Source organism: Paractinoplanes rhizophilus, assembly GCF_042664765.1.
Classification (GTDB): Bacteria; Actinomycetota; Actinomycetes; order Mycobacteriales; family Micromonosporaceae; genus Actinoplanes; species Actinoplanes rhizophilus.
This window is the reverse complement of the sequence record NZ_JBHTBJ010000013.1, coordinates 126526-149078: the sequence shown is the minus strand read 5'-3', so window position 1 is coordinate 149078 and position 22553 is coordinate 126526. Positions and strand designations below refer to the sequence as shown.

The 22553-nt window shown below is 69.8% G+C and carries 23 protein-coding genes; 15 read left to right on the top strand and 8 right to left on the bottom strand.

Annotated features, from left to right (window positions below; genetic code table 11):
* Position 1: 1 nt before the first annotated feature.
* Positions 2–202, bottom strand: a complete 201-nt coding sequence (locus ACFQS1_RS19595) for a hypothetical protein (RefSeq protein ID WP_378970199.1) — start codon at positions 200–202, stop codon at positions 2–4.
* A 231-nt stretch (positions 203–433) separates the two neighbouring features.
* Here ACFQS1_RS19595 and miaA point away from each other — a divergent pair, with 231 nt between their 5' ends.
* From miaA to ACFQS1_RS19580, 3 genes are read left to right on the top strand one after another with little or no spacing between them, the layout of a single operon-like run.
* A complete protein-coding gene (gene miaA / locus ACFQS1_RS19590) occupies positions 434–1345 on the top strand; it encodes a tRNA (adenosine(37)-N6)-dimethylallyltransferase MiaA (RefSeq protein ID WP_378970197.1) in 912 nt (303 codons plus the stop codon).
* A gap of 46 nt (positions 1346–1391) precedes the next feature.
* Entirely contained in the window at positions 1392–2225 is an 834-nt protein-coding gene (dapF, locus tag ACFQS1_RS19585; protein ID WP_378970195.1) for a diaminopimelate epimerase, read from the top strand.
* Entirely contained in the window at positions 2225–2947 is a 723-nt protein-coding gene (locus ACFQS1_RS19580; RefSeq protein ID WP_378970193.1) for a glycerophosphodiester phosphodiesterase, read from the top strand. Before dapF ends, ACFQS1_RS19580 begins: the two co-directional genes overlap by 1 nt.
* 15 nt (positions 2948–2962) lie before the next feature.
* Here ACFQS1_RS19580 and ACFQS1_RS19575 read toward each other — a convergent pair whose 3' ends face one another.
* Positions 2963–4423 carry an NAD-dependent malic enzyme gene (locus ACFQS1_RS19575; protein ID WP_378970191.1) on the bottom strand — a complete coding sequence of 487 codons (1461 nt, stop codon included), beginning with the start codon at positions 4421–4423 and terminating at the stop codon, positions 2963–2965.
* A gap of 173 nt (positions 4424–4596) precedes the next feature.
* Between ACFQS1_RS19575 and hflX the strand changes: the two genes are divergently transcribed.
* Together hflX and ACFQS1_RS19565 are read left to right on the top strand one after the other, a co-directional pair.
* Positions 4597–6033, top strand: coding sequence for a GTPase HflX (hflX, locus tag ACFQS1_RS19570; protein ID WP_378970189.1), 1437 nt, complete (start codon positions 4597–4599; stop codon positions 6031–6033).
* 56 nt (positions 6034–6089) lie between these two features.
* Positions 6090–7919 (top strand): hypothetical protein, encoded by a 1830-nt coding sequence (locus tag ACFQS1_RS19565; RefSeq protein WP_378970187.1) that lies wholly within the window; start codon positions 6090–6092, stop codon positions 7917–7919.
* Between the two features lie 239 nt (positions 7920–8158).
* On the opposite strand, the gene lexA is transcribed toward ACFQS1_RS19565, so the two are convergent.
* On the bottom strand, positions 8159–8947 hold the full coding sequence (lexA, locus tag ACFQS1_RS19560; RefSeq protein ID WP_378970185.1) for a transcriptional repressor LexA: 789 nt from the start codon (positions 8945–8947) through the stop codon (positions 8159–8161).
* A gap of 264 nt (positions 8948–9211) precedes the next feature.
* Here lexA and ACFQS1_RS19555 point away from each other — a divergent pair, with 264 nt between their 5' ends.
* The 6 genes from ACFQS1_RS19555 (at position 9212) to ACFQS1_RS19530 (ending at position 15126) form a co-directional block, all read left to right on the top strand.
* Entirely contained in the window at positions 9212–9532 is a 321-nt protein-coding gene (locus tag ACFQS1_RS19555) for a LysM peptidoglycan-binding domain-containing protein (protein WP_378970183.1), read from the top strand.
* A 340-nt stretch (positions 9533–9872) separates the two neighbouring features.
* Positions 9873–10325 (top strand): transcriptional regulator NrdR, encoded by a 453-nt coding sequence (gene nrdR / locus ACFQS1_RS19550; RefSeq protein WP_378970181.1) that lies wholly within the window; start codon positions 9873–9875, stop codon positions 10323–10325.
* A 56-nt stretch (positions 10326–10381) separates the two neighbouring features.
* Positions 10382–13243, top strand: a complete 2862-nt coding sequence (locus ACFQS1_RS19545; protein WP_378970392.1) for a vitamin B12-dependent ribonucleotide reductase — start codon at positions 10382–10384, stop codon at positions 13241–13243.
* A gap of 214 nt (positions 13244–13457) precedes the next feature.
* Positions 13458–14165: a hypothetical protein gene (locus tag ACFQS1_RS19540; RefSeq protein WP_378970179.1), complete on the top strand. Its 708-nt coding sequence runs from the start codon at positions 13458–13460 to the stop codon at positions 14163–14165.
* The gene (locus tag ACFQS1_RS19535; protein ID WP_378970177.1) at positions 14162–14572 is read left to right on the top strand and encodes a phage holin family protein; all 411 of its coding nucleotides are present in this window, start codon (positions 14162–14164) and stop codon (positions 14570–14572) included. The genes ACFQS1_RS19540 and ACFQS1_RS19535 overlap by 4 nt, the downstream gene beginning before the upstream one ends.
* Positions 14548–15126, top strand: a complete 579-nt coding sequence (locus ACFQS1_RS19530; RefSeq protein WP_378970175.1) for a DUF3618 domain-containing protein — start codon at positions 14548–14550, stop codon at positions 15124–15126. The genes ACFQS1_RS19535 and ACFQS1_RS19530 overlap by 25 nt, the downstream gene beginning before the upstream one ends.
* An 8-nt stretch (positions 15127–15134) precedes the next feature.
* Here ACFQS1_RS19530 and ACFQS1_RS19525 read toward each other — a convergent pair whose 3' ends face one another.
* The 3 genes from ACFQS1_RS19525 to ACFQS1_RS19515 all read right to left on the bottom strand — a co-directional run bounded on the left by ACFQS1_RS19525 (position 15135) and on the right by ACFQS1_RS19515 (position 16909).
* The gene (locus ACFQS1_RS19525) at positions 15135–15467 is read right to left on the bottom strand and encodes an SRPBCC domain-containing protein (protein WP_378970173.1); all 333 of its coding nucleotides are present in this window, start codon (positions 15465–15467) and stop codon (positions 15135–15137) included.
* Positions 15468–15554: 87 nt separating this feature from the next.
* Positions 15555–16454: an alpha/beta fold hydrolase gene (locus tag ACFQS1_RS19520; protein WP_378970171.1), complete on the bottom strand. Its 900-nt coding sequence runs from the start codon at positions 16452–16454 to the stop codon at positions 15555–15557.
* Complete coding sequence (locus tag ACFQS1_RS19515) at positions 16451–16909, bottom strand: hypothetical protein (protein WP_378970169.1); 459 nt, start codon at positions 16907–16909, stop codon at positions 16451–16453. The genes ACFQS1_RS19520 and ACFQS1_RS19515 overlap by 4 nt, the downstream gene beginning before the upstream one ends.
* Before the next feature lie 127 nt (positions 16910–17036).
* Here ACFQS1_RS19515 and ACFQS1_RS19510 point away from each other — a divergent pair, with 127 nt between their 5' ends.
* Complete coding sequence (locus ACFQS1_RS19510) at positions 17037–17594, top strand: hypothetical protein (RefSeq protein WP_378970167.1); 558 nt, start codon at positions 17037–17039, stop codon at positions 17592–17594.
* 69 nt (positions 17595–17663) lie between these two features.
* Here the strand turns inward: ACFQS1_RS19510 and ACFQS1_RS19505 are convergent, their stop codons facing one another.
* The gene (locus tag ACFQS1_RS19505) at positions 17664–18383 is read right to left on the bottom strand and encodes a metal-dependent transcriptional regulator (protein ID WP_378970165.1); all 720 of its coding nucleotides are present in this window, start codon (positions 18381–18383) and stop codon (positions 17664–17666) included.
* A 91-nt stretch (positions 18384–18474) separates the two neighbouring features.
* On the opposite strand from ACFQS1_RS19505, the gene ACFQS1_RS19500 reads away from it, so the two are divergent.
* Positions 18475–19947 (top strand): recombinase family protein, encoded by a 1473-nt coding sequence (locus ACFQS1_RS19500; protein ID WP_378970163.1) that lies wholly within the window; start codon positions 18475–18477, stop codon positions 19945–19947.
* Between the two features lie 132 nt (positions 19948–20079).
* On the opposite strand, the gene ACFQS1_RS19495 is transcribed toward ACFQS1_RS19500, so the two are convergent.
* Entirely contained in the window at positions 20080–20433 is a 354-nt protein-coding gene (locus ACFQS1_RS19495; RefSeq protein WP_378970161.1) for a hypothetical protein, read from the bottom strand.
* A gap of 1175 nt (positions 20434–21608) precedes the next feature.
* Between ACFQS1_RS19495 and ACFQS1_RS19490 the strand changes: the two genes are divergently transcribed.
* A complete protein-coding gene (locus ACFQS1_RS19490; protein WP_378970397.1) occupies positions 21609–22139 on the top strand; it encodes a hypothetical protein in 531 nt (176 codons plus the stop codon).
* On the top strand, positions 22045–22545 hold the full coding sequence (locus ACFQS1_RS19485; protein WP_378970159.1) for a DUF5753 domain-containing protein: 501 nt from the start codon (positions 22045–22047) through the stop codon (positions 22543–22545). The genes ACFQS1_RS19490 and ACFQS1_RS19485 overlap by 95 nt, the downstream gene beginning before the upstream one ends.
* Positions 22546–22553: the final 8 nt, after the last annotated feature.

The window sequence follows — 22553 nt, the reverse complement described above, 5'->3', positions numbered from 1 at the left end:
GCTACTCCTCTGCAAGGGCTTCGGCCAGGGCGTCGAGCACCATGAGCGTGCCGACGCGGGCCTGGCGGGCGGACAGGGTAGGGCTGGTGTGCAGCGCCTCTATCTGGTCCAGGGCCGCGGCGTAGGCGGCCTCGGGGGAGCGGTTACGCATCCGGTCGGCGAGGGCGCCGACGAACCGGTGCCGGGCGCTGGCGTTGTCCATGGTCCGAGCGTCCGCGCTGCGGCCCAGGGGCGGGATCGGCCTCATCTATTCGGCCGTGCGCCGAACGCCTGGCCGGACCGGGGCGGGGCGGCGCTTGCGTGCCGGAACGGCGGAGACGGGGCGGGTGGGACCGGGTTTGGGCTGGCTGAACGGACGAGGCGTGCGGCGGGGCTTCGCCATCGCGCTCACCCTGTTGGCCATGTCGACGGAAGAGTGTCCTACCGTTGCTCCGTGCCGTTCGATCTGGTTCCGCGGGTGATCACCATTGTGGGGCCGACCGCGGCGGGGAAATCCGCCCTGAGCATCGCTCTGGCCCACGAGCTGGGCGGCGAGGTGATCAACGCCGACTCCATGCAGCTGTACCGCGGCATGGACATCGGCACGGCCAAGCTGACGGTCGCCGAGCGGGAGGGCGTTCCGCACCATCTGCTGGATATCTGGGATGTGACAGTGCCGGCCGCGGTGGCGGAGTATCAGGCGCTGGCGCGGGCGGCGATCGACGAGATCTCGGCGCGCGGACGGGTGCCGCTGCTGGTCGGCGGCTCGGGGCTGTACATCCGGGCGGTCCTCGAGGAGTTCGACTTTCCCGGCACCGACCCGCACGTGCGGGCCCGGCTCGAGGAGGAGCTGGCGGCGAACGGCCCGGCGCCGCTGTTCGAGCGGCTGAGGCACTGGGATCCGGTGGCCGCGACGACCATCCTTCCCTCGAACGGGCGGCGGATCGTGCGCGCGCTCGAGGTGATCGAGCTGACCGGCAAGCCGTTCACCGCGTCGCTGCCCGCCCCGGTCCCGCGCTATCCGTCGGTGCAGATCGGGGTGGATCGCGAGACCGGCGCCCTCGACGAGCGGATCGCCACCCGGGTCGGCCTGATGTGGGCGGGCGGCCTGGTCGACGAGGTGCGCGGGCTGATCGGCCAGGGCCTGCGGGAGGGCCGCACGGCGAGCCGCGCCCTCGGGTATCAGCAGGCGCTCGCGCAGATCGACGGCACGATGTCCGAGGCCGAGGCGAAAGCGGACACCGTACGCGGCACCCGCCGTTTCGTCCGCCGCCAGCGTTCCTGGTTCAAGCGCGACCCGGAGATCCGCTGGCTCGACGGGGCGTCGGACACACTCGTGGCGGATGCGCTGGCGCTTACGGAATGATGGACCGGTCCGTTCTACTCCACCGACCCGCGGCGGAAGACCCCAGATGAAATTCACCAAGGGCCACGGCACCGGCAACGACTTCGTCATCGTCCCCGACCCGGACGGCGCTCTCCGGCTGACTCCCGAGCGGGTCGCGCGGCTCTGCGACCGCCGCTTCGGCATCGGCGCGGACGGTGTGCTGCGGGTGGTGCGCGCCGCCAAGGACGCGGACGGCGCCGCCTTCGCCGCGGACGCCGAGTGGTTCATGGATTACCGCAACAGCGACGGCACGATCGCCGAGATGTGCGGCAACGGCGTGCGCGTCTTCACCAGATACCTGGTGTCCAGCGGGCTCGCCACGGCCGGCCCTGAGGGCCTGCCGGTGGCGACGCGAGCCGGCGTCGTGGTCGCTGTGCTGGAGGGCGACGAGATCCGGGTGCGGATGAGAGACCCCAGGGTGTACGCGGCGAGCACCGCGACCGTGGGACCGCTGACGTTCCCCGGCGTGGCCGTCGACTGCGGCAATCCCCACCTGGTGTGCGGCGTGCACGACGGGCTGGAGCTGCCCTCGCTCGACCTCACGACGGCGCCCGGCTTCGATCCCGCCCTGTTCACCCAGGGGGTCAACGTCGAGTTCACGGTCCCGGCCGAGCCCCTCGACGGCGTCGACCGGCACGTGGCGATGCGCGTCTACGAGCGCGGCTCGGGCGAGACGCTGTCCTGCGGCTCGGGGGCGCTCGCGGTGGGCGCGGTGGCGCTGCGGGACGCCGGCCGGACGACCGGCGTGGTCGCGGTCGACGTGCCCGGCGGCCGGCTCATGGTGACCCACGACGAGGACGGCCATTGGTGGCTGGGCGGACCGGCGGTCCTGGTGGCGAACGGCGAGGTCCTCGACTGATGCGGCACCGCGTGGCGCACCGCGGCTATTCGGCCGTGGCGCCGGAGAACACGCTGCCCGCCTTCGCCGCCGCCGTGCGTGGCGGCGCCACCCACGTCGAGTTCGACGTGCGCACCACCGTCGACGGGGTGCCCGTCGTGATCCACGACCGCACGCTCGACCGGACGACCTCGGGGTCCGGTTTCGTGTGGGAGGCGGATTCCTCGGCGATCCGCTCGCTGGACGCCGGATCCTGGTTCTCCCCGGGCTTCGCCGGCGTCCGCGTGCCGACGCTGGCCGAGACCCTCGACCTGCTCGGCGGCGGCCCGGAGATTCTCCTCGAGATCAAGCCACCCGCGACGCACGACGAGGTCAAGGCCATCGTCGCGCAGGTCGCGGAACGCGGGCTGCTGTCCCGCACGATCATCCAGAGCTTCGACCCCGACGTGGTGCGCCGGGCCTACGAGACCGCCCCCGACGTCCGCCGGGGTCTGCTGCGCCAGGGCCTCCTTCCGGAGACGGTCGCGCTGGCCCGGGAGCTCGGCGTGTCCTGCTGCAACCCGTCGGTGGCCGACGTGCTGGCCGGCCGGCCCGCGGTACGGGCGCTGACCGAGGCCGGCATCGACGTCATGCCCTGGACGGCCAACGACATGTCGCAGTGGGCCGTCCTGGCGTCCTGCGGCGTCGCCGGCCTGATCACCGACCGCGTGGCCGAGCTGACCGGCTGGTCGGCCCGGGCCTGACGCTCCCGGCCCCGGCTAGAAGCTCTCCTCGGGGGCCGTTTCCAGCTCGGCCTCGGGCATCGCCGCCGCGTTGTACGGCGCCGGGACGCCCCGCACCACCGCGCGGATCGCCGCGGCGACCGCCGGGGTCACCTTGGGGTCGAAGACGCTCGGGATGATGACCGTGGGGTTGAGCTTGTCCTCGCCCACCACGTCGGCGATCGCCCGCGCCGCCGCCAGCGCCATCTCCTCGGTGAACTCCTCGGCGCTCACGTCGAGCATGCCGCGGAACACGCCGGGGAAGGCCAGCACGTTGTTGATCTGGTTGGGCTGGTCGGAGCGGCCGGTAGCCACCACCGCGGCGTGCTTGCGAGCCTCCCGCGGGTCCACCTCGGGGTCGGGGTTGGCCAGCGCGAACACGATCGACTTGCCGGCCATCTTGGCGATGTCGCCGCCGGTCAGCAGGTTGGGGGCGCTCACCCCGATGAAGACGTCGGCGCCCACGATCGCGCCGGGCAGGTCGCCCGAGTAGTTGGCCTTGTTGGTGTTCTCGGCCAGCCAGTGCCACGTCGGGCTCATGTCCGGCATCCCGCGGTGCAGGGCGCCCAGCCGGTCGTACGCGATGATGTCGCCCACGCCCTGGCGCAGCAGCAGTTTCATGATCGCGGTGCCGGCCGCGCCGGCGCCGGAGACCACCACGCGCACGTCCTCCAAGCGCTTGCCCACCACCCGCAGGGCGTTGGTGAGCGCGGCGAGCACGCAGATCGCGGTGCCGTGCTGGTCGTCGTGGAAGACCGGGATGTCCAGCTGCTCGCGCAGGCGCTCCTCGATCTCGAAGCAGCGCGGCGCGGCGATGTCCTCGAGGTTGATGCCGCCGTACGCCGGGGCGATCGCCTTCACGATCCGGACGATCTCGTCGGTGTCCTGCGTGTCGAGCACCACCGGCCACGCGTCCACCCCGCCGAAGCGCTTGAACAGCGCCGCCTTGCCCTCCATCACCGGCATGGCCGCGGCCGGGCCGATGTTGCCCAGGCCGAGCACCGCGGAGCCGTCGCTGACCACCGCGACCGTGTTGCGCTTGATGGTGAGCCGGCGGGCGTCGGCCGGGTTCTCCGCGATCGCCATGCAGACCCGGGCCACGCCGGGGGTGTACGCGCGGGACAGCTCGTCCCGGTTGCGCAGCGCGACCTTGGAGCTCACCTCGATCTTGCCGCCGAGGTGCAGCAGGAACGTCCGGTCCGACACCTTGCGGACGTCGACGCCGTCCAGCTCCTCGAGGGTCTTGACGACCTGGTCGGCGTGGCCGGAGTCGGCGGTGTCGCAGGTGAGGTCGACGAGCACGTGGGTCGGGTCGGAGTCGACCACGTCGAGCGCGGTCACGATGGCGCCGGCCTCGCCGACGCAGGTTGTGAGGCGGCCGATCGACGAGGCGTCCGCGGTAACGGCGATGCGAATCGTGATCGAGAATCCTGCGCTCGGCAGGCGGGTGGTCACCACGGTGTGTCCTCCGGATCGGGCGGATCGTTCACCGCATTCTCGCTCGTTCGGAATATCGGTTTCCAATCCGGTGGTTACTACTGAGTTGGCCACGATTGCTCAACCAGTCGGCCGGTTATGTAGGTGCGCCCAGCTCCGCGACGTGCCACGATCGGGCCGAGGAGGTCATTTTTTTGCGAAACACTTACCAGGCACCTGTCCTCGACGAGATCGAGGCTGACCCCACGACCGGCGAGCTCGAGCTCGAGGAGCGGCACTCGCTCCGGCGGGTCGCCGGGCTCTCCACCGAGCTCACCGACATCACCGAGGTCGAGTACCGGCAGCTGAGGCTCGAACGGGTCGTCCTGGTCGGCGTCTGGACCGAGGGCACGATCGCGGACGCGGAGAATTCGCTCACCGAGCTCGCCGCGCTGGCCGAGACCGCCGGCTCCCAGGTGCTCGAGGGCCTCATCCAGCGACGCGGCCGGCCCGACGCGGCCACCTTCATCGGCCGCGGCAAGGTCGACGAGCTGCGCGACGTGGTGGTCGCCACCGGCGCCGACACGGTGATCTGCGACGGCGAGCTCTCCCCGTCCCAGCTGCGCAACCTCGAGCAGCAGACCAAGGTCAAGGTCGTCGACCGCACCGCGCTGATCCTCGACATCTTCGCCCAGCACGCGAAGAGCAAAGAGGGCAAGGCGCAGGTCGAGCTGGCCCAGCTGCAGTACCTCCTGCCGCGGCTGCGCGGCTGGGGCGAGACGCTCTCCCGCCAGGCCGGTGGCTCCGGCCGCGGTGGCGGCGCGGGCGGCGGCGTGGGCACGCGCGGTCCGGGTGAGACCAAGCTCGAGACCGACCGCCGGCGGATCAACATCCGCATCGCGCGCCTGCGGCGCGAGATCAAGGCCATGCGCACCGTACGGCAGACCAAGCGCTCCCGCCGGCAGGCGAGCGGGGTCCCGGCCGTGGCCATCGCCGGCTACACCAACGCCGGCAAGTCCAGCCTGCTCAACCGCCTGACCCAGGCCGGCGTGCTGGTGGAGAACGCGCTGTTCGCCACCCTCGACCCGACCACCCGGCGCACCGCCGCCGAGGACGGCCGCGTGTTCACGCTGTCCGACACGGTGGGCTTCGTCCGGCACCTGCCGCACCAGATCGTCGAGGCGTTCCGTTCGACGCTCGAGGAGGTGGCCGAGGCCGACCTGGTCGTGCACGTGGTCGACGGCGCGCACCCCGACCCCGAGGGTCAGGTCAGCGCCGTGCGCGAGGTGCTGGGCGAGGTCGGCGCCGACCGGATCCCGGAGCTGCTGGTCATCAACAAGGTGGACGCGGCCGACGAGGAGAGCCTGCTCCGGCTCAAGCGGACGTGGCCCGACGCGGTCTTCGTCTCGGCGCGCAGCGGCGCCGGCATCCCCGAGCTGCACGCCGCCATCGCGCAGCGGCTGCCCCGCCCGGCGGTCAACCTGCGGGTCCTCCTTCCGTATGACCGAGGTGACCTGGTCGCCCGAATTCATCGGTCCGGTCAGGTACTCAACACTCGCTATACGGATGAAGGCACCGAGCTGCAGGTACGGGTCGACGAGCGGCTCGCTGCCGACCTGGAGCCGTTCCGCGACGGAGAGTGGGCGGGCTGACCTCGGTTGATCCACGCGTAACACCGGTTCGCGACGCCGCATGCGACACTGATCGGATGCGGCGTCTCGTGTTTCCGGTCATCGCGGCCGTTGGCCTGGTGATGGCCGGTCCGTCCAGCGCGTTTGCGGATGATCCGGCACCCACCGTCAGCGTCAAGGCGACGGCGGGCAAGAAGATGTGCAAGGTGACCGATCCGAAGCTCGACGAGCTGTCCGGGATCGTGGCCACCACATCGGGCTACGTCGTGATCAACGACAGCACGAACGTCGACTCCCACAAGAGGGTGTTCTTCCTCGACACCAAGTGCAAGATCGTCGACGACGTCGCGTACTCGGGCAAGGGTCCGCTCGACCCCGAGGATCTGATCCTCTCGCCGGACGGCAAGACGCTGTGGATCGCCGACATCGGCGACAACAACTACAACAAAGAGGACGGCACCCGCCGGGAAAAGATCGCCCTCTGGAAGATGCCGGCCGACGGCTCCAAGAAGCCGACTATCTACCGGGTGAAATACCCGGCCGGCGACTACCACGACGCCGAGGCGATGCTGCTGACCGGCGACGGCATCCCGCTGATCATCACCAAGGAGATCGGCAAGGCCAACATCTACCAGCCGTCCGCGCCGCTGGTGGCCAACAACGACGACCCCGTCCCGCTCAAGAAGGTCGCCACGCTCACCGTCTCGGCGACCGAGACCGACGGCACGCCGATCGCCCGCATCGGCAACAAGTCGATCGACGGCGGCGCGATCGCTCCCGGCGGCGGCAAGGTGGTGCTGCGCACCTACACCGACGCGCTGGAGTTCGACGTCCAGAACAACGACGTGCTCGCCGCGCTGAAGACCAAGCCGCGCTACACGGGCCTGCCCAACGAGCCGCTCGGTGAGGCGATCACCTACAGCGCCGACGGCAAGTACTTCTACACCGTGTCCGACATGAACGGTGACAAGGAAGCGACGAACAACATCCTGCAGTACACGCCGTCCACCGAGGCCGCGGTCATCAAGAAGGGCTCCGCGGCCGGCGAGGGCGGCGGCAAGGCGTGGTACTCCGACCTGACGATCGACCAGATCACGTACGGCGTCGGCGCGGTCGGCCTGATCGGGCTGATCCTGGTCGGGGTCGGCGTGCTCGGCATCGCGCGGCACCGCAAGCGCCTGGCGGACCTGCCGCCGACGGTCGACCTGGACGACCCGCCGGCCGATCCCGAGACCGAGCTGATCGGCGTGGGCGGCGCCCCGCAGCGGGCCGCTGTCTACGGTGGAGCCCGATCCGGCCCGGCGGCCGGCGGCGCGGGCGGCCCGGTCTACGGCGGCCAGCAGCGCGGCGGTGGCCCCGTCTACGGCGGACAGTCCGGCGGTTACGGCGGCCAGCCCGGCGGCGGCAAGCCGCAGTACGCGCGTTCCCCGCAGGGCGGCCAGCCCGCGCGCGGGCCGCAGCAGCCCGGCCCCCGGCAGGGCGGTGCGCAGCCGGCCGGCCCGCGGCAGGGCGGCTCCCCAAGCCAGCGTCCCCAGCAGCCCGGCCGCAACGGCGTGTACGGCGCGCCGGGCGGCGGCGCCGGGGCCGGTGGCGGCGGCGTCGCGGGCGCCGGTGGCGGCCGGGCCGGCGGCCAGTACGGTCAGCCGCGCGGGCCGCAGCAGGGTCAGCGTCCGCAACGGCCGGCCGGTCCGTCGCAGGGCGGGCAGGGCGGCATGCAGCAGCCCCGGCCGCAGCAGGGTGGCGGCCCGCGTCCGCCGCAGGGCGGCCGCCAGCAGCCGCCGCGCGGCCAGGGCGTCTACGGCCAGCCGAACGGCCGGGAGGGCGGCCCGCGCCCGCCTCAGCGCGGCGGCGACGACCGTGGCTTCCGGCCCGAGGGCCGCTTCGACAACCCCGGCTACCGCCGCTGAGCGCGGTGGTTCCGGCTGCTGCCGCCGAGTTCGGCAACCTCGGCTGCCGCCGCGGCGGAGAGAGCGCCGGAGCTCAGGAGACGCCGGGTGCCTGGCTGCCCCGGGCGCCTGGCTGCCCCGGGCGCCCGGCTCACGGGCTGGGTGGCCGCCATCCGGCCCGGCGGCCGGGGACGGCCCGGTGTTTCGCTCGGGCCGTCCGCTGGACCGGGGACTTTTGCTGACTCGTACGATATGTGGGTTTAAACGCGACGCAGGACCGCGACCACTCGTCCCATGATGGTGGCGTCGTCGCCCGGAATCGGGTCGAAGGCCGGGTTGGCCGGCATGAGCCAGACGTGGCCGTCACGCTGGCGGTAGCTCTTCACCGTCGCCTCGCCGTCGATCATCGCGGCCACGATGTCGCCGGTGTTGGCGGTGGGCTGCTGGCGCACCACGACCCAGTCGCCGTTGCAGATCGCGGCGTCGATCATGGACTCGCCCTTGACCTCGAGCATGAAGACCTCGCCCTCGCCGACCAGCTCGCGCGGCAGCGGGAAGAACTCCTCCACGGCCTGCTCGGCGAGGATCGGGCCGCCGGCGGCGATGCGGCCGACCAGCGGAACGTAAGCCGGCTGGGGACGCGCGCTGCGGACCGTCTCGTCGTCGACGAGATCGTTGGGGGAGCGCACGTCGACGGCTCGCGGGCGGTTGGGGTCGCGGCGCAGGAAGCCCTTGGTCTCGAGCGCCTTCAGCTGGTAGGCCACGCTGGACGGGGAGACCAGGCCGACCGCCTCGCCGATCTCGCGGACGCTGGGCGGGTAACCGTAGCGCTCCACCCAGTCGCGGATGAATTCCAGGATGCGCCGCTGGCGCGCGGTGAGGTCGGCGGTCACCAGGTCGGGGAAGTGGCTGACCACGGGCGTGACCGACCGCAGCTGCGGCGCCTCGGTGCCGCGCGCGCGGCCCGGTGCGCGGCGGCGCAGCGCGGTCGCCGCCTCGGGCTTGGAGATCTGCTCTTGTTGCCGGCTCGTCCGGTCGTCGGTCGACACGTCCGCCCTCCCTGTCGGCCAAGTGCCTCGTCGGCACGTGGTGCGCTCGCGGAGCCGGCGCGGATGCCGTGGGGATGGCGATCGCCCGGCTGACCCTCTTGTCGCAAAACCGTAGTGGTGGGGTGCGACATATTCAAACATCTGTACGACATTCGCTTCGGCGTGTCGCTCGCAGGTGCTCGACTTCCGTACGTGTGTTCTGGTAGACCGTCGTACGGGCGTTCTATCGAACGAGTGTTCCAATAGTGGATCTTGGGGGTCTCGATGGTCGCGCACGGTGTCCGCCGGGCCGAGCCGCCGCTGCGGTTGACCCGCCGCGGCCGGGTCGTGGTGCTGGTTCTGTTCGCCGCGCTCGCCTCGGTGGCGAGCGCCGTGTTGTTCACCACGGCGTCCCGGGCCTCCGACGACCCGTCGACGCCGTTGCCTGCGATCACGGTCCGGTCCGGCGACACGCTGTGGGACATCGCGGCCGGGGTCGCTCCCCGGCGCGACGCCTGGTCCGCGGTCGACGAGATCCGCCGGCTCAACCATCTGGGCAGCGGTGATCTCCAGCCCGGGCAGGTTCTGCTCCTCCCGCGCTCCTGACCGGCCGCGTGATCTTGCGGCCCGTCGCGCGTTGATCTTGCCGGGGCCGCTGCGTGATCCTGCCGGAACGGCGGTCGGTAGTCGGGTGGTACACCCCACGTGTCGAGCCGCAAAATCCGGCGCGTCGGCACGCCGCTGCGCTTGCGTCCGCGTCCGCCGGGGCATAGCGTCTACCCCAACATCTAGTAGTTACAAGGGTGTAAGTCATCCACAGGTTGGGGTTTTCCTCCCCAAGGTTGTCCACAGGCCGTCGACGGCGGAGCGCTGGCAGTGATCATCGCGACGCCGTGTTTTGGCGTGCTTGGGGGGATCATGGCGAGGGCTCCGGGAGGAGATCGCGGTGCGCTGCCCGTACTGTCGCCATGCCGACTCGCGCGTGGTCGACTCGCGTGAGGCCGACGACGGGGCGTTGATCCGGCGCCGTCGCTCGTGCCCCGAGTGCGGCAAGCGCTTCACCACGGTCGAGGAGGCGGTCCTCGCCGTCGTGAAGCGCAGCGGCGTGACCGAGCCCTTCAGCCGCACCAAGATCATGAGTGGGGTCCGCAAGGCCTGCCAGGGCCGGCCCGTCGACGAGGACTCGATCGCGAAACTCGCACAGCGCGTCGAGGAGACCGTCCGGGCCAAGGGCGCGGCCGAGATACCCAGTCACGAGGTGGGGCTGGCGATCCTCACCCCGCTGCGGGAGCTCGACCAGGTGGCTTATCTCCGGTTCGCCAGCGTGTACAAATCCTTCGACTCGCTCGACGAGTTCGAGAAGGAGATCGCCGCGCTGCGCGAGCGCCTGAGCAACTGACGCACCACAGACGAGTGGCAGAAGCAACGAGGGGGAGCAGTATGGCCGGGGACGGCATCACAGCAGGGCGGCAGCGCAGCCGGGCGAACGGCAGCGCCGCCACCGGGGGGCTGCGTGTCGAGCGGGTCTGGACGACCGAGGGCGTCCACCCGTACGACGAGGTCGACTGGGAGCGCCGGGACGTCGTCATGACGAACTGGCGGGACGGCTCGATCAACTTTGAGCAGAAGGGCGTCGAGTTCCCCGCGTTCTGGAGCGTGAACGCGGCGAACATCGTCACCACCAAATACTTCCGCGGCGCCGTCGGCACGCCCGAGCGGGAGTGGTCGCTCAAGCAGCTCATCGACCGTGTCGTCTCGACGTACCGCAAGGCCGGCGAGAAGCACGGCTACTTCGCCACCAAGGCGGACGCCGAGCTCTTCGACCACGAGCTGACCTGGATGCTGCTGCACCAGGTGTTCAGCTTCAACTCGCCGGTGTGGTTCAACGTCGGCACCAAGTCGCCGCAGCAGGTCAGCGCCTGCTTCATCCTCTCGGTCGACGACTCGATGGACTCCATTCTCGACTGGTACAAGGAGGAGGGGCTGATCTTCAAGGGCGGCTCCGGCTCCGGTGTCAACCTGTCCCGCATCCGCTCGTCCAAGGAGCTGCTGTCGTCCGGGGGGACCGCCAGCGGGCCGGTGAGCTTCATGCGCGGCGCCGACGCGAGCGCCGGCACCATCAAGTCCGGTGGCGCCACCCGCCGCGCCGCCAAGATGGTCATCCTCGACGTCGACCACCCCGACATCGAGGAGTTCGTCTTCACCAAGGCGCGCGAGGAAAACAAGATCCGCGCGCTGCGCGACGCCGGCTTCGACATGGACCTGGGCGGCGCCGACATCGTCAGCGTGCAGTACCAGAACGCCAACAACTCGGTCCGCGTCTCCGACGAGTTCATGCGGGCGTACGAGGAGGGCGGTCAGTTCGGGCTGCGCGGCCGCCTCGACGGCTCGGTGATCGAGGAGATCGACGCGAAGAAGCTGTTCCGCGGCATCGCCCAGGCCGCGTGGGAGTGCGCCGACCCGGGCCTGCAGTACGACGACACCATCAACGACTGGCACACCAACCCCGAGACCGGCCGGATCACCGCGTCCAACCCGTGCTCGGAGTACATGTCGCTGGACGACTCGTCCTGCAACCTGGCCTCGCTCAACCTGATGAAGTTCCTCCGCGCCGACGGCGGCTTCGAGGTGGAGAAGTTCGTCAAGAGCGTCGAGTTCATCATCACCGCGATGGAGATCTCGATCGCGTTCGCCGACTTCCCGACCGAGAAGATCGGCATCACCACCCGCGCCTACCGTCAGCTCGGCATCGGGTACGCCAACATCGGCGCCCTGCTGATGGCGTCCGGCCTGCCGTACGACTCGGAGGCCGGCCGGAGCCTCGCCGCCGCGATCACCTCGCTGATGACGGGCACGGCGTACCGCCGCTCGGCCGAGATCGCCGGAGTCGTCGGGCCGTACGAGGGCTACGCCCGCAACGCCGAGGCGCACAAGCGGGTCATGCGCAAGCACGCCGCGGCCAACGACGAGATCAAGACGGCCGGCCCGGTCGCCACCTCGATCGTCAAGGAAGCCACCCGGCAGTGGCAGAGCGGCCTCAAGATCGGTGAGAAGAACGGCTGGCGCAACGCCCAGGCGTCGGTGCTCGCCCCCACCGGCACCATCGGCCTGATGATGGACTGCGACACCACCGGCATCGAGCCCGACCTGGCCCTGGTCAAGTTCAAGAAGCTGGTCGGCGGCGGCTCGATGCAGATCGTCAACCAGACCGTGCCGCGCGCGCTGCGCAGCCTCGGCTACCCCGAGGAGCAGGTCGAGGCGATCGTCGAGCACATCTCCGAGCACGGCAACGTCGTCGACGCCCCCGGCCTCAAGCCGGAGCACTACGCGGTCTTCGACTGCGCCATGGGCGAGCGCGCGATCGCCCCGATGGGCCACGTGCGGATGATGGCGGCCGTCCAGCCGTTCATCTCCGGCGCCATCTCCAAGACGGTCAACATGCCCGAGACGGCCACCGTCGAGGAGATCGAGAACATCCACTACCAGGGCTGGAAGCTCGGCCTGAAGGCGCTCGCGATCTACCGCGACAACTGCAAGGTCGGCCAGCCGCTCTCGGCCGCCGGCTCGTCGTCCAAGAAGGAGACGGCGCCGGCCGAGGTCGTGCCGGTCGTCGAGAAGGTCGTCGAGTACCGCCCGGTCCGCAAGCGGCTGCCGAAGAAGCGGCCGTCGGAGACGGTGTCGTTCTCGGTCGGCGGCGCCGAGGGGTACCTCACCGCGTCGTCCTACCCCGACGACGGCCTCGGCGAGGTCTTCCTGAAGATGTCGAAGCAGGGCTCGACCCTGGCCGGCGTCATGGACGCGTTCTCGGTGGCGATCTCGATAGGACTCCAGTACGGCGTCCCGCTCGAGACCTTCGTCGGCAAGTTCACCAACATGCGCTTCGAGCCGGCCGGCATGACCGACGACCCGGACGTGCGCATGGCGGCGTCGGTGATGGACTACATCTTCCGCCGCCTGGCGCTCGACTTCCTGCCCTACGACACCCGCGCCGAGCTGGGCATCTTCACGGCGAAGGAGCGGGCCGCCCAGGTGCAGGCCGAGGTGGCGGCCGAGGCGGCGGCATCGGTCGACCTGGCCGGCATGGCCGCGTCGGCGCCGGTGTCCGCCCCGGTCGGCGCGTCGACGTCGGAGGCGCCGGCCCCGGCCGAGCCGGAGAAGGCCGTACCGGCCTCGATCGGCTCGTCCACCGAGCTGCTGGAGGTCGTGATGGGACAGGCGGCCGACGCGCCGCTGTGCTTCACCTGCGGCACCAAGATGCGCCGCGCGGGCAGCTGCTACGTGTGCGAGGGCTGCGGCTCGACCTCGGGCTGCAGCTGATCAAAAGGCGCGTGAATGCCGCTCACCCGGATTTCGGGTGGGCGGCATTTCGTTTTTCTTGATCCTTGCTGGGCGGCAATAATCCCGGCGTATTCCCTGGCTACCCACCGCGTAGCGGTATTAACGCGTGAATTTTTCGGTCATCGATTTCTGGGTTAGAGCGCTCGGGGCGGGGGATTTTCGGTCGCAGAATCACTTCCATCCTGGAGGCAACGTGACCGACCTACCGACCGGCGTCTACACGTCGGACAGTTCCCCCGGTGGTGAGTCGTCCAAGGCCAAGCAGGTCGCCGAGCGGGGTGCTCAGGCAGCCGGCCACGCCGCGACGGACGTCAAGGACACCGCCGCACAGCAGGCACAGCGCGTCGGCGCCGAGGCCTCAGCCCAGGCGCGCAGCCTGGCCGGCGACGTGCGGGACCGGCTCAGTGAGCAGGCCCGTACGCAGAACGACCGGCTCTCCGGCAGCATCCGCCAGACCGCGGACCAGCTCGACGAGATGCGTGGCGACCGCAGTGACTCCCCAGCCGCCGCGATCGTGTCGCGAGTCGCCGACGGTGGCCGGCAACTCGCCGACTACCTCGACCGGAACGGGCCCGAGGGCGTGCTGCGCGAGGTGCAGGACTTCGCACGGCGCCGGCCCGGGGCGTTCCTGGCCACCGCGCTGGCGGCCGGCTTCGTCGTGGGCCGCCTGGGCAAGAGCGTCGCCAAGGCCGGTTCTTCCGGCGGCGACGGCAGCGCCGCCAAACCCGCTGCGGACGAGTTTTCCACCAGCTACCCGCCGACCACCGGTTACGCGACCGGCACCGAACCGGCCGCCGGTACCGAATACGCAACCGGCACCGAATACGCGGCTACCGGAACCGGCCGGCCCGTCCCGGTGGCCGAGGAGTATCCGCCGTTGTCCTCGGAGCCGCGGCTATGACCGTCCCGCAGAATCGCTCCGAGGAGGTCGCCGACACGTCGATCGGCCAGATGATCGGCGACATCAGCAACGACCTGTCGCAGCTGTTCCGCCAGGAGGTGGAGCTGGCCAAGGCCGAGCTCAAGCAGGAGGCGTCAAAGGCCGGCAAGGCCGCGGGCATGCTCGGCGCGGCCTCGTTCGCCGGCTATCTGGCCGTGGTGCTGCTCAGCTTCGCCCTGGTCTTCGGCCTGGCGAACGTCATCGACGCCGGCTGGGCGGCGCTCATCGTGGCCGTCATCTGGGCGGTCATCGGCGCCGTTCTCTACACGAACGGCCGCAAGAGGCTCAAGACCGTGGACCCCGTGCCACGGCGGACGGTCGACACGATCAAGGAGGACGCCCAGTGGCTGAAGAACCCGACCGGCTGAGGCAGAACATCGAGAGCACCCGCGCCACCCTCACCCGCGACGTCGACCTGCTGGCCGAGAAGGCCAGCCCGCGGCAGGCGGCGCGGCGGCGGTGGACATCGATACAGGAGAAGGTCATGGGAAGCGCCGAGCACGGCAAGCACGCGGTCGCCGAAACCGCGTCGTCCGCCCAGGACACCGTCAGCGAGAAGGCCCATGACGCCGCCGACGCGGTGCGCTCCGCTCCGCAAGCGGTGGCCACGCAGACGCAGGGCAACCCGCTCGCGGCCGGGATCATCGCGTTCGGGGTCGGCCTGCTGGCGTCGACGCTGATCCCGGTCACCGAGGTCGAGCGGCGCGCCGGGCAGGAGCTCAAGGAGCACAGCGGCGAGCTGACCGACCGCCTCAAGGACGCGGCCGGCGAGGTCAAGGACGACCTGTCGGGTTCGGTGCAGCAGGCGGTGGGCGAGGTCAAGTCGACCGCGCGCGACGCCGTCGACACCACCAAGCAGCAGGCCCAGTCCTCGGCGCAGGACGCCAAGCAGGAAACCACGCAGGCGGCCCGCAACGCCTGACCTTCCGTTCAGCCCAAATGGGCCGGCAGCCGGGCCAGGCAGGTCTCCCATCCGGCCCGGTACATCTCGGCGGTGGCGGCATCGATCCGGTCATGCACGACGACCAGGTCGGTGCCGCCGTCCCGTGCCGTGAGCGAGATCGTCACCCGGCTGTCGCGATCCTCGCCGAGCCAGCGCCACGCCCACACCCGCTCCGGCGGGGCCGCCACATGTGTCGAGATCACCGCGGATTTGTCATGCTCCGTCGGCTCTTGGCCGGTCGGCTCGTGATCCATCCGTCCACTTTGCCACCGACGGCCGCGGGCTCGCCGCCCCTCCCTCCCTCCCTCCCTCCCTCCCACCCGGCCGGCCGGCCGGCGCCGCCTCGGCCTTGTCCGCGGCTTCCCGTGTCTCGCCCCTGGTCAGCCGCTTCCCGTGTCTCGCCCTGGTCAGCGGCTTCCCGTGATGAAGTCGGTGATCAGGCCGGCCAGGACCGCCGGCTGTTCGATGACCATGGCGTGTGAGGCGTCGGCGAGCGAGAGATAGCGGACCCCCGAGGCCTCGGCCTGGTCGACGAGGTAGCGGCGGTGGGCCGCGTAGAGCTCGGCGAACGGCTCCTGCTCGGGCAGATCGCGGGTGGGCAGCACCACCAGCTCGGGGCAGGTCGTGGCGGCGTAGACGGGCGCCAGGTCCAGCTCGTTCATCAGCTTGCGCAGCTGGGACGTCGTGGCGGCGGACGGACGGGTCGAGGTCTCCCCGTTCTCGTGGACCAGGTTGCGGCGGAAGCCCTCGATCCACACCTTCTCGTTGGCGCCCATGTCGCGGGCGGCCATCTGCTGACGCTCGACCAGGTCGGGCAGCTGATCGGCCTCGATCACCCGGCCCGCGGCCGCCTCCATCTGGTCGAAGATCGCGTGCAGGCGGGCCAGCTCGGCCGCCGCCTTGCCGGGGTCGAGGCCGGGCAGGTGGTCGGGGCGGGTGGGCGGCGGGTTGCCGTCGAGGCTGATCACCGCGGGGGCCTCCGGGTGGCGCTGCCCCCACAGCGCCGCCAGCATGCCGCCCAGCGAATGGCCGACCGCGGCCGGGCGGTCGAGCTCCATCTGCACGCACACGGCGGCCAGGTCGCCGAGCGCCGCATCCCAGCTCCAGGCGCCGTCGCCGGAGCGGCCGTGGCCGCGCAGATCCATGGTGATCACCCGGTGGTGCGGGCGGAGGGCGCGCGCCAGGGTGGTCATGTGGGCGAGGTTGCCGCCGGCGCCGTGCAACAGCAGCAGCGGGGGCGCGTCGCCGCCGAAGTCGCGGACCGCGAGCGGCAGCTCCCCGGCGTCGATCAGGCGGTCGTTGATCACGATGTCTCCTCGTTCTTCTGGGCGCGCAAGCGGTCGCGGATGGCTTCGGACGGCACACCGCCGTCGGGGTGACGGGGCAGGCGGCCGCGTCTCACCAGGTCATGAACGCCTTGCCGGGTGATGCCGAGCATCGCGCCGGCGACGGCATAGGAGACCGACTCGGACCACGGATGCCCGGCCCGGACGGCGACCGCCTGGCCGAGCGGGCTCGTCCACCAATCGGGTGGCGGGTCGAACGCGCGGTCGCTCGGATAGAGCGTGGCGATCAGCCGGGCCGCCGTCAGCACGGCGGTGCGGTCGTCGCCGTGCTCCATGGTGTCGGCCCAGCGCCGGGCGCGCAGCCGCACCAGATCGCGCAGCGCGCCGACCGTGTCGTCGCCGTCGAGCAGCACCTCGAGCGGGTCGAGCAGACGCACGTCGAGCAGGCGCACGATCTGCTCCACGAGGTCGGTCATTTGGTCATCCTACTTGACACTCACCGTCAAGTGCTACGGAGCGTGTGCCTTTGGTGTCCGAGTCGGCCTTTCGCCCGATCGCCGGGCAAAGTACGGTGTGCCCCGAAAACCCTCGGGAGGATCAGTCGTGCGTTCGCGTTCCGTCGTGCTCGGTGCCGCCGCGCTGCTCAGCCTGGCCGCCTGCGACAACCGCGCCGACGCGAGCAAGCAGGAGCAGCTGCCCCCGGTCGAGATGGTGACGCAGCCGGCGGCCTCGGCCGGCGGCGCGTGCATCCTCTGGGACTACGCCATGATCAAGTCCAAGATCGGTGTCACCTTCGACGTCGCCGCCTCCGACCAGGTCGACGACACCTCCACCTGCGTGGTCCAGACGGTCAACGGCGACTGGCCCGATCTCGCCCTCTCCGTCGTGGAGAGCACCCAGGCCGACGCCGATTTGTTCCTGTCGGACCTCAAGCCCGACAAGGCGACCAAGCTCAAGGGCCTCGGCAAGGCCGCCTACCGGCTGAACACCGCCGCGACCGGCGCGCACGGCCCGGTCATCGAGATCGGCTGGCTCAGCGAGGCGAAGCAGCTGCAGACGTTGCGCTTCACCTTCGCCAAGAACGCCAAGGCCGCCGACGTGAGCGCGATGAACACCAAGCTGCTCGCCCTCGCGAAGGCCATGGACACAACGGCGGGCTGACGGCCCACGTGCCGTCGGCGGTGAGTGTCAGTCAGCCACGGCCCGGAGTGCGGCAGCGGGTGCCACCGGTCAGTGCGCGGCCACGAAGACCCGGGACGCGACCTCGCGCGGGAGCCGGATCTTGTCGCCCGAGCGGTCGATGGTCACGGAGTCACGCTCCTGCGCCACGGTCACCGTCGTACCCGGGTCGATGCCCGCCGCATGCAGTTGGCGCAGCACGTCGGCGTTGGTCTGCACGCTCTCGCAGATGCGCCGCACCACCACGCTGCCGGACAGGCCCGGGAACGCCAGGTTGCGCTCGCCCTGGCTGCTCGTGCTGGTCGCGGCGCCCGCGCTGATCTCGTCGTCCTCCGGCAGGCCCAGCTTGTCGAGGCCGGGGATCGGATTTCCGTACGGCGAGCGGGTCGGCCGGTTGAGCAGCTCGTAGACCTTGCGCTCGACCGTGTCGCTCATCACGTGCTCCCAGCGGCAGGCTTCCTCGTGAGCCTCCTCGTAGGGCATGCCGATGACGTTGACCAGCAGCAGCTCGGCCAGGCGGTGCTTGCGCATGACGGCGACGGCGGCCACCCGGCCGGCCGGGGTCAGCACCAGATGGCGGTCGCCCTCGACGGTGAGCAATCCATCGCGCTCCATGCGGGCCACCGTCTGGCTGACCGTCGGGCCGCTCTGGTGAAGGCGCTCGGCGATCCGCGCGCGCAGCGGCGGGACGCCCTCCTCCTCCAGCTCGAGGATGGTGCGGAGATACATCTCCGTAGTGTCGACTAGTGAGTGCACGTTTATCTTTGACACCTGCCTAATCGAGTCGTACCGGAGGAACCAGTGTCGCACGTGCACGTGTCGATCGACCACCTCGCCCTCGGGGGCAGCCGTGGGTGAGCCTGTGCCGCTGCGCTGCGCCATCTACTGCCGCATCTCCCAGGACCGGGAGAGCGAGGAGAAAGGCGTCCAGCGCCAGGAAGAGGACTGCCGGAAACTGGCAGCTCAGCGCGGCTGGGAGATCGTTCGCGTCTTCATCGAGAACGATGTCTCCGCCTCGACCCGGACGAAGAAGAAGCGGCCTGAGTACGACCGCATGATCGCCGCCTGCGAGGCCGGCGTCGTGGACGTGATCGTCGCCTACTCCAACGGGCGCCTGACGCGCCGGCCCCTGGAGCTGGAGGATTTGATCAAGCTCCACGAGAAGACGGGCGTGCTGATCAACACCGTCAAGAGCGGTGACGACAACCTCGGCACCGCTGATGGCCGGATGGTGGCCCGCATCAAGGCCGCGGTGGACGCCGCCGAGGTGGAGCGTTCAGCCGAGCGTGTCGCTCGCGCTGCCCGCCAGCGTCGGGAGGAGGGCCGGCTGCACGGTGGTGCCCGGACCTTCGGCTACATCCATCCGACCAAGGAGAACGGCTACGGCTACTGCCAGGTCATCGACCCGGTGGCCGCGGACGCCATCAAGAAGGGGATGCAGGTGCTCTTCGACACGGGCAAAGTGTCGGAGGTGCGCAACCTGTGGCAGCGCATGCGGGTGAAGACGCCGCTGGGCAAAGAATGGCGCAACGAGGGCAACGTGGCCAGGACGCTGCGCAACCCGCGGATCGCCGGCCTCGTGGTTCACGACGGGGAGATCGTGGGTGAGGGCAACTGGCCGGCCATCATCAGTCGCGCTGAGCACGAGGCGATCGTTGCCGCACTCGGGGATCGGGGGAAGAAGTACAAGGCGACCGGCTCGCGGACGAGGGCGCGTCGTTACCTGCTGCCGGGCTTCGTCTACTGCATCTGCGGCTCGCCGATGTCCGCGCAGGTCTACAAGCCCGCCGAGGAGAGCGTGAACCGTGGCCTCGACCGGTACCTGTGCGTCAAGCAGCGGGGTGGGTGCGGCAAGGTTTCGCGCTCGAAGCCGTGGCTGGACGAGGTGGTCCGGCAGTACGTGGCCGGCGCGATCGAGGGCCGCGTGAGCGTCCCTGAGGGGCTGGCAGACGGCGACCCTAACCCGGCCATAGAGGCGGAGATCCGGGAGCTTGAGAAGCAGATCAAGCGGATTCAGGGGGGCCAGATCACGGGCATCTTCACTGACGACGAGGCGCTCGACCAGATCATCCCGAGGCGGGAGCAGATCAAGGAGCTGCGCGCGAAGCAGGGGGAGATGGCGCGGGAGGCCGCGATGGACAAGGTTGACCCGGAGGAGGAACTAGAAGACTGGCTTGACGAGGACCCGGAGACGTTGCACCACCGCAGGGAGATCCTGGGTCGGTACGTCAAGCGGATCATCGTCAAGCCAGTCGGCAAGGGTGGCAGCCAGGGTTGGGGTGGGCCGCCGGTTGATTCGATCTCTATCGTCCCGGTCGAGCGGTTTCTCGGCTGAGCCGGGTGCTGCGGATTGATCGAAGGATGTTGGTGACCTCCGCGTCTCGCTGAGGGTCGGGGTTGTTCCGAGCCCACTGTCTGCCGACCTTGCGGAAGTGGGCTCGGATGCTTTCCGGGATGGTGCTGTTGCTCACCCGGCGACTCCGGTGGGCTCGCTGTTGTCGTCGTGGGGCTCGAAGACGACGGCTCCGCTGTCGGCGTCGGTGTAGTGGTCGATGCGGGACTCGATGAAGGCGGCCAGCGCGGTGCGCCAGTCGTCGTCGGCCATGTCGATGGCACTGGGGACGGTGGTGGTGAAGTCGGTCTTGGCGATCTCGAGCATCAGCTCGATGGCGTACGAGACGTGGTGGCCGGCGGTCAGGAAGTCGCCTTCTTCGAGCTGGCTGAAGCCGGTGGAGAGGTGGCCGAGGACGCCGTAGGTGACGGCTCGCTGGCAGGAGTTGCATGCGGTCAGCGGCTCGTTGGTGCCGTCGAGGCCGGCCATGTGGCCGATGATCTCCGCGGCTACTGCGTCGTCTGCGGCCGGCACGGCAACTGCGACAAGTACACGCAGGTCGAGCCCAGGACCAGAACGAGGAAGATGAGCCAACTACGAGATATCTAAGACAGAGTTCTCAAGTTTGGGCCGCCAGCATGCTTGTCGAACTTAACTTTTATAAGTTTTGGGGATACTCGCCAGGCGTCTACCAGGGAAAACATTCGGTTCCGCCGGTGAAGTTACCGTGGTTGTATGGAAGTTTTCTTCCTGGGGCTTGTAGAGTTCTCTACAGAACCTAACGAGTATCGTCGATGGGGCATAGCTCAGCATCGATCGGATCTCGTTGGTGAGCCGGCCCCGCCCCATCTGTCTGGCTGGACCTCGAGGGCGGAACCGACTACCGATGGTGGGCCCATCTGATCCCGTGGATCAGGTGGGCCCCGTTTTGCAGGTCCCGATCAAACCGACGATGGCCGTGATCAGGGTGGAGACGACGATGATCGTCTCGATTAAGAGACGCCACCGCCGCTCGGTGCGGTCGGGCCTGCTGCGAGGCTCGTCGGAGTCCGGCTGGGCCGGTTCCGTCTTGTCTGGCAGCCTGTTGTCAGGTTCCTCGGTGTCCGGCTTCGCCGGCTCAGGTTCCCCTGGCAACACGACCTCCTTCCATTACTCGTGCCCGCCCCTAATGGGTGGCACTCCACGGGAGCGCCATCCGGATGGGCCGTGCGACCGAGGTCGGAAGGTCTGGAAGTACGATACCGCCGGACGCGACGGATTCTCGTCTCGGCCGTTCAGGTGCCGGGCCGAAATATCGCCCCGGCAGCGGCTTTGAGCTGCGGAAATGGCCGTTCCAAGAATGCCCCAAAGGTGGTTCAGAAATGGCTGAACGGCTGAGGAATACCCCAATTTCCGCCACGTTACGTGCCTGGGCTGCCACATCGGGTAACGCTTCAGCCGGCCATGTCCCCGCTTGACCCATTCGAGGAAGTCGACGCACTTAGGGGCGGGGCACGTCAAGGGCGCCGTCACTGATTCTTTCCGGGTAAGGGCGCGTGTGCCGTCGGTGATCGTCCGGAACGTGTAGGAACGCCTGTACCTGCCCGGCTGGGGCGTGAGGGCGCGGAACTCCGGTATGAAGCGGACTTCTCACAGAACACGTCACCCGGAGTCCCGCGCCAGCTATGAGTATCACCTATGCCGCTGCCCTGTCCGTCCACGACGAGACCGTGCTGCGCATTGCGGCACTGCTGTACGCCGAACGGCTACGCCGCAATACCCGGTCCGGGCGGCGGGCATTGACCTGCCAGCAGCAGGCCGTCGTCTTCCTGCGCTGGTTGCTGGACGGCACCCGGGTGAGCCAGTTGGTCGCCGACAACCAGGTCAGCACGTCCACCGGCTACGAGCGGCTGCACGAGACCACCGCGGTTCTGGCCGCGCAGGCCCCCAGCCTGCACGGTGCGCTGCTGGCCGCGAAGGCCGCCGGCTACGACTACGTCCTGCTGGACGGCACCCTGATCGAGACCGACCGGGTCTCGACCCCCGGCCCGACGCCCGGAGTGGACCTTCATCGGATTCGAGTACGAGGCCGAGTCGCTCCAGAACTACGAGTCGCTGTTCGTGCCGGGCCTGCTGCAAACCGAGGACTACGCACGCGCCGTCATCGGCGGCGTGGTGCAGGGGATCTCCGGCGAAGACCTGCAACGTCGCGTTGACGTGCGCCTACAGCGGCAGAGCGTCCTGCACCGGCCGGCGCCGATGCAACTTCACGCCGTCATGGACGAGGCGGCGATCCGTCGGGTGGTCGGCGGGCCGGCGGTCATGCGCGCACAGCTCGAACGGCTCGCGCAAGCGGCAGCATCTCGGCACATTCGGCTGCAAGTCGTACCCTTCGGGGTGGGAGCGCATCCTGGCATGCCGGGCAGCTTCATCGTCATGAACTTCGCCGATCCATTCGACGCGCCGCTCGTCTACGTCGACAGCATGGCCGGCGATCTCTTCCTCGAAGCCGAGGAGGATGTGCGGCGCTTCGAGGCAACGTTCGATCGGATCGCCACTGACGCACTCTCGCCAGCCCAGACCAAGAAGCTGATCCAGGAAGCGGCAAAGGCCGCGTCATAGCAAGGAGG

Excerpts from the sequence above, each read along its gene's own strand:
- ACFQS1_RS19515 (WP_378970169.1), bottom strand. The coding sequence starts at position 16,909 with ATGACCGACCTCGTGGAGCAGATCGTGCGCCTGCTCGACGTGCGTCTG.
- ACFQS1_RS19555 (WP_378970183.1), top strand. The coding sequence starts at position 9,212 with ATGGTCGCGCACGGTGTCCGCCGGGCCGAGCCGCCGCTGCGGTTGACC.
- ACFQS1_RS19595 (WP_378970199.1), bottom strand. The coding sequence starts at position 202 with ATGGACAACGCCAGCGCCCGGCACCGGTTCGTCGGCGCCCTCGCCGAC.
- ACFQS1_RS19490 (WP_378970397.1), top strand. The coding sequence starts at position 21,609 with ATGAGTATCACCTATGCCGCTGCCCTGTCCGTCCACGACGAGACCGTG.
- ACFQS1_RS19495 (WP_378970161.1), bottom strand. The coding sequence starts at position 20,433 with ATGGCCGGCCTCGACGGCACCAACGAGCCGCTGACCGCATGCAACTCC.
- ACFQS1_RS19535 (WP_378970177.1), top strand. The coding sequence starts at position 14,162 with ATGACCGTCCCGCAGAATCGCTCCGAGGAGGTCGCCGACACGTCGATC.
- ACFQS1_RS19580 (WP_378970193.1), top strand. The coding sequence starts at position 2,225 with ATGCGGCACCGCGTGGCGCACCGCGGCTATTCGGCCGTGGCGCCGGAG.
- ACFQS1_RS19565 (WP_378970187.1), top strand. The coding sequence starts at position 6,090 with ATGCGGCGTCTCGTGTTTCCGGTCATCGCGGCCGTTGGCCTGGTGATG.
- dapF (WP_378970195.1), top strand. The coding sequence starts at position 1,392 with ATGAAATTCACCAAGGGCCACGGCACCGGCAACGACTTCGTCATCGTC.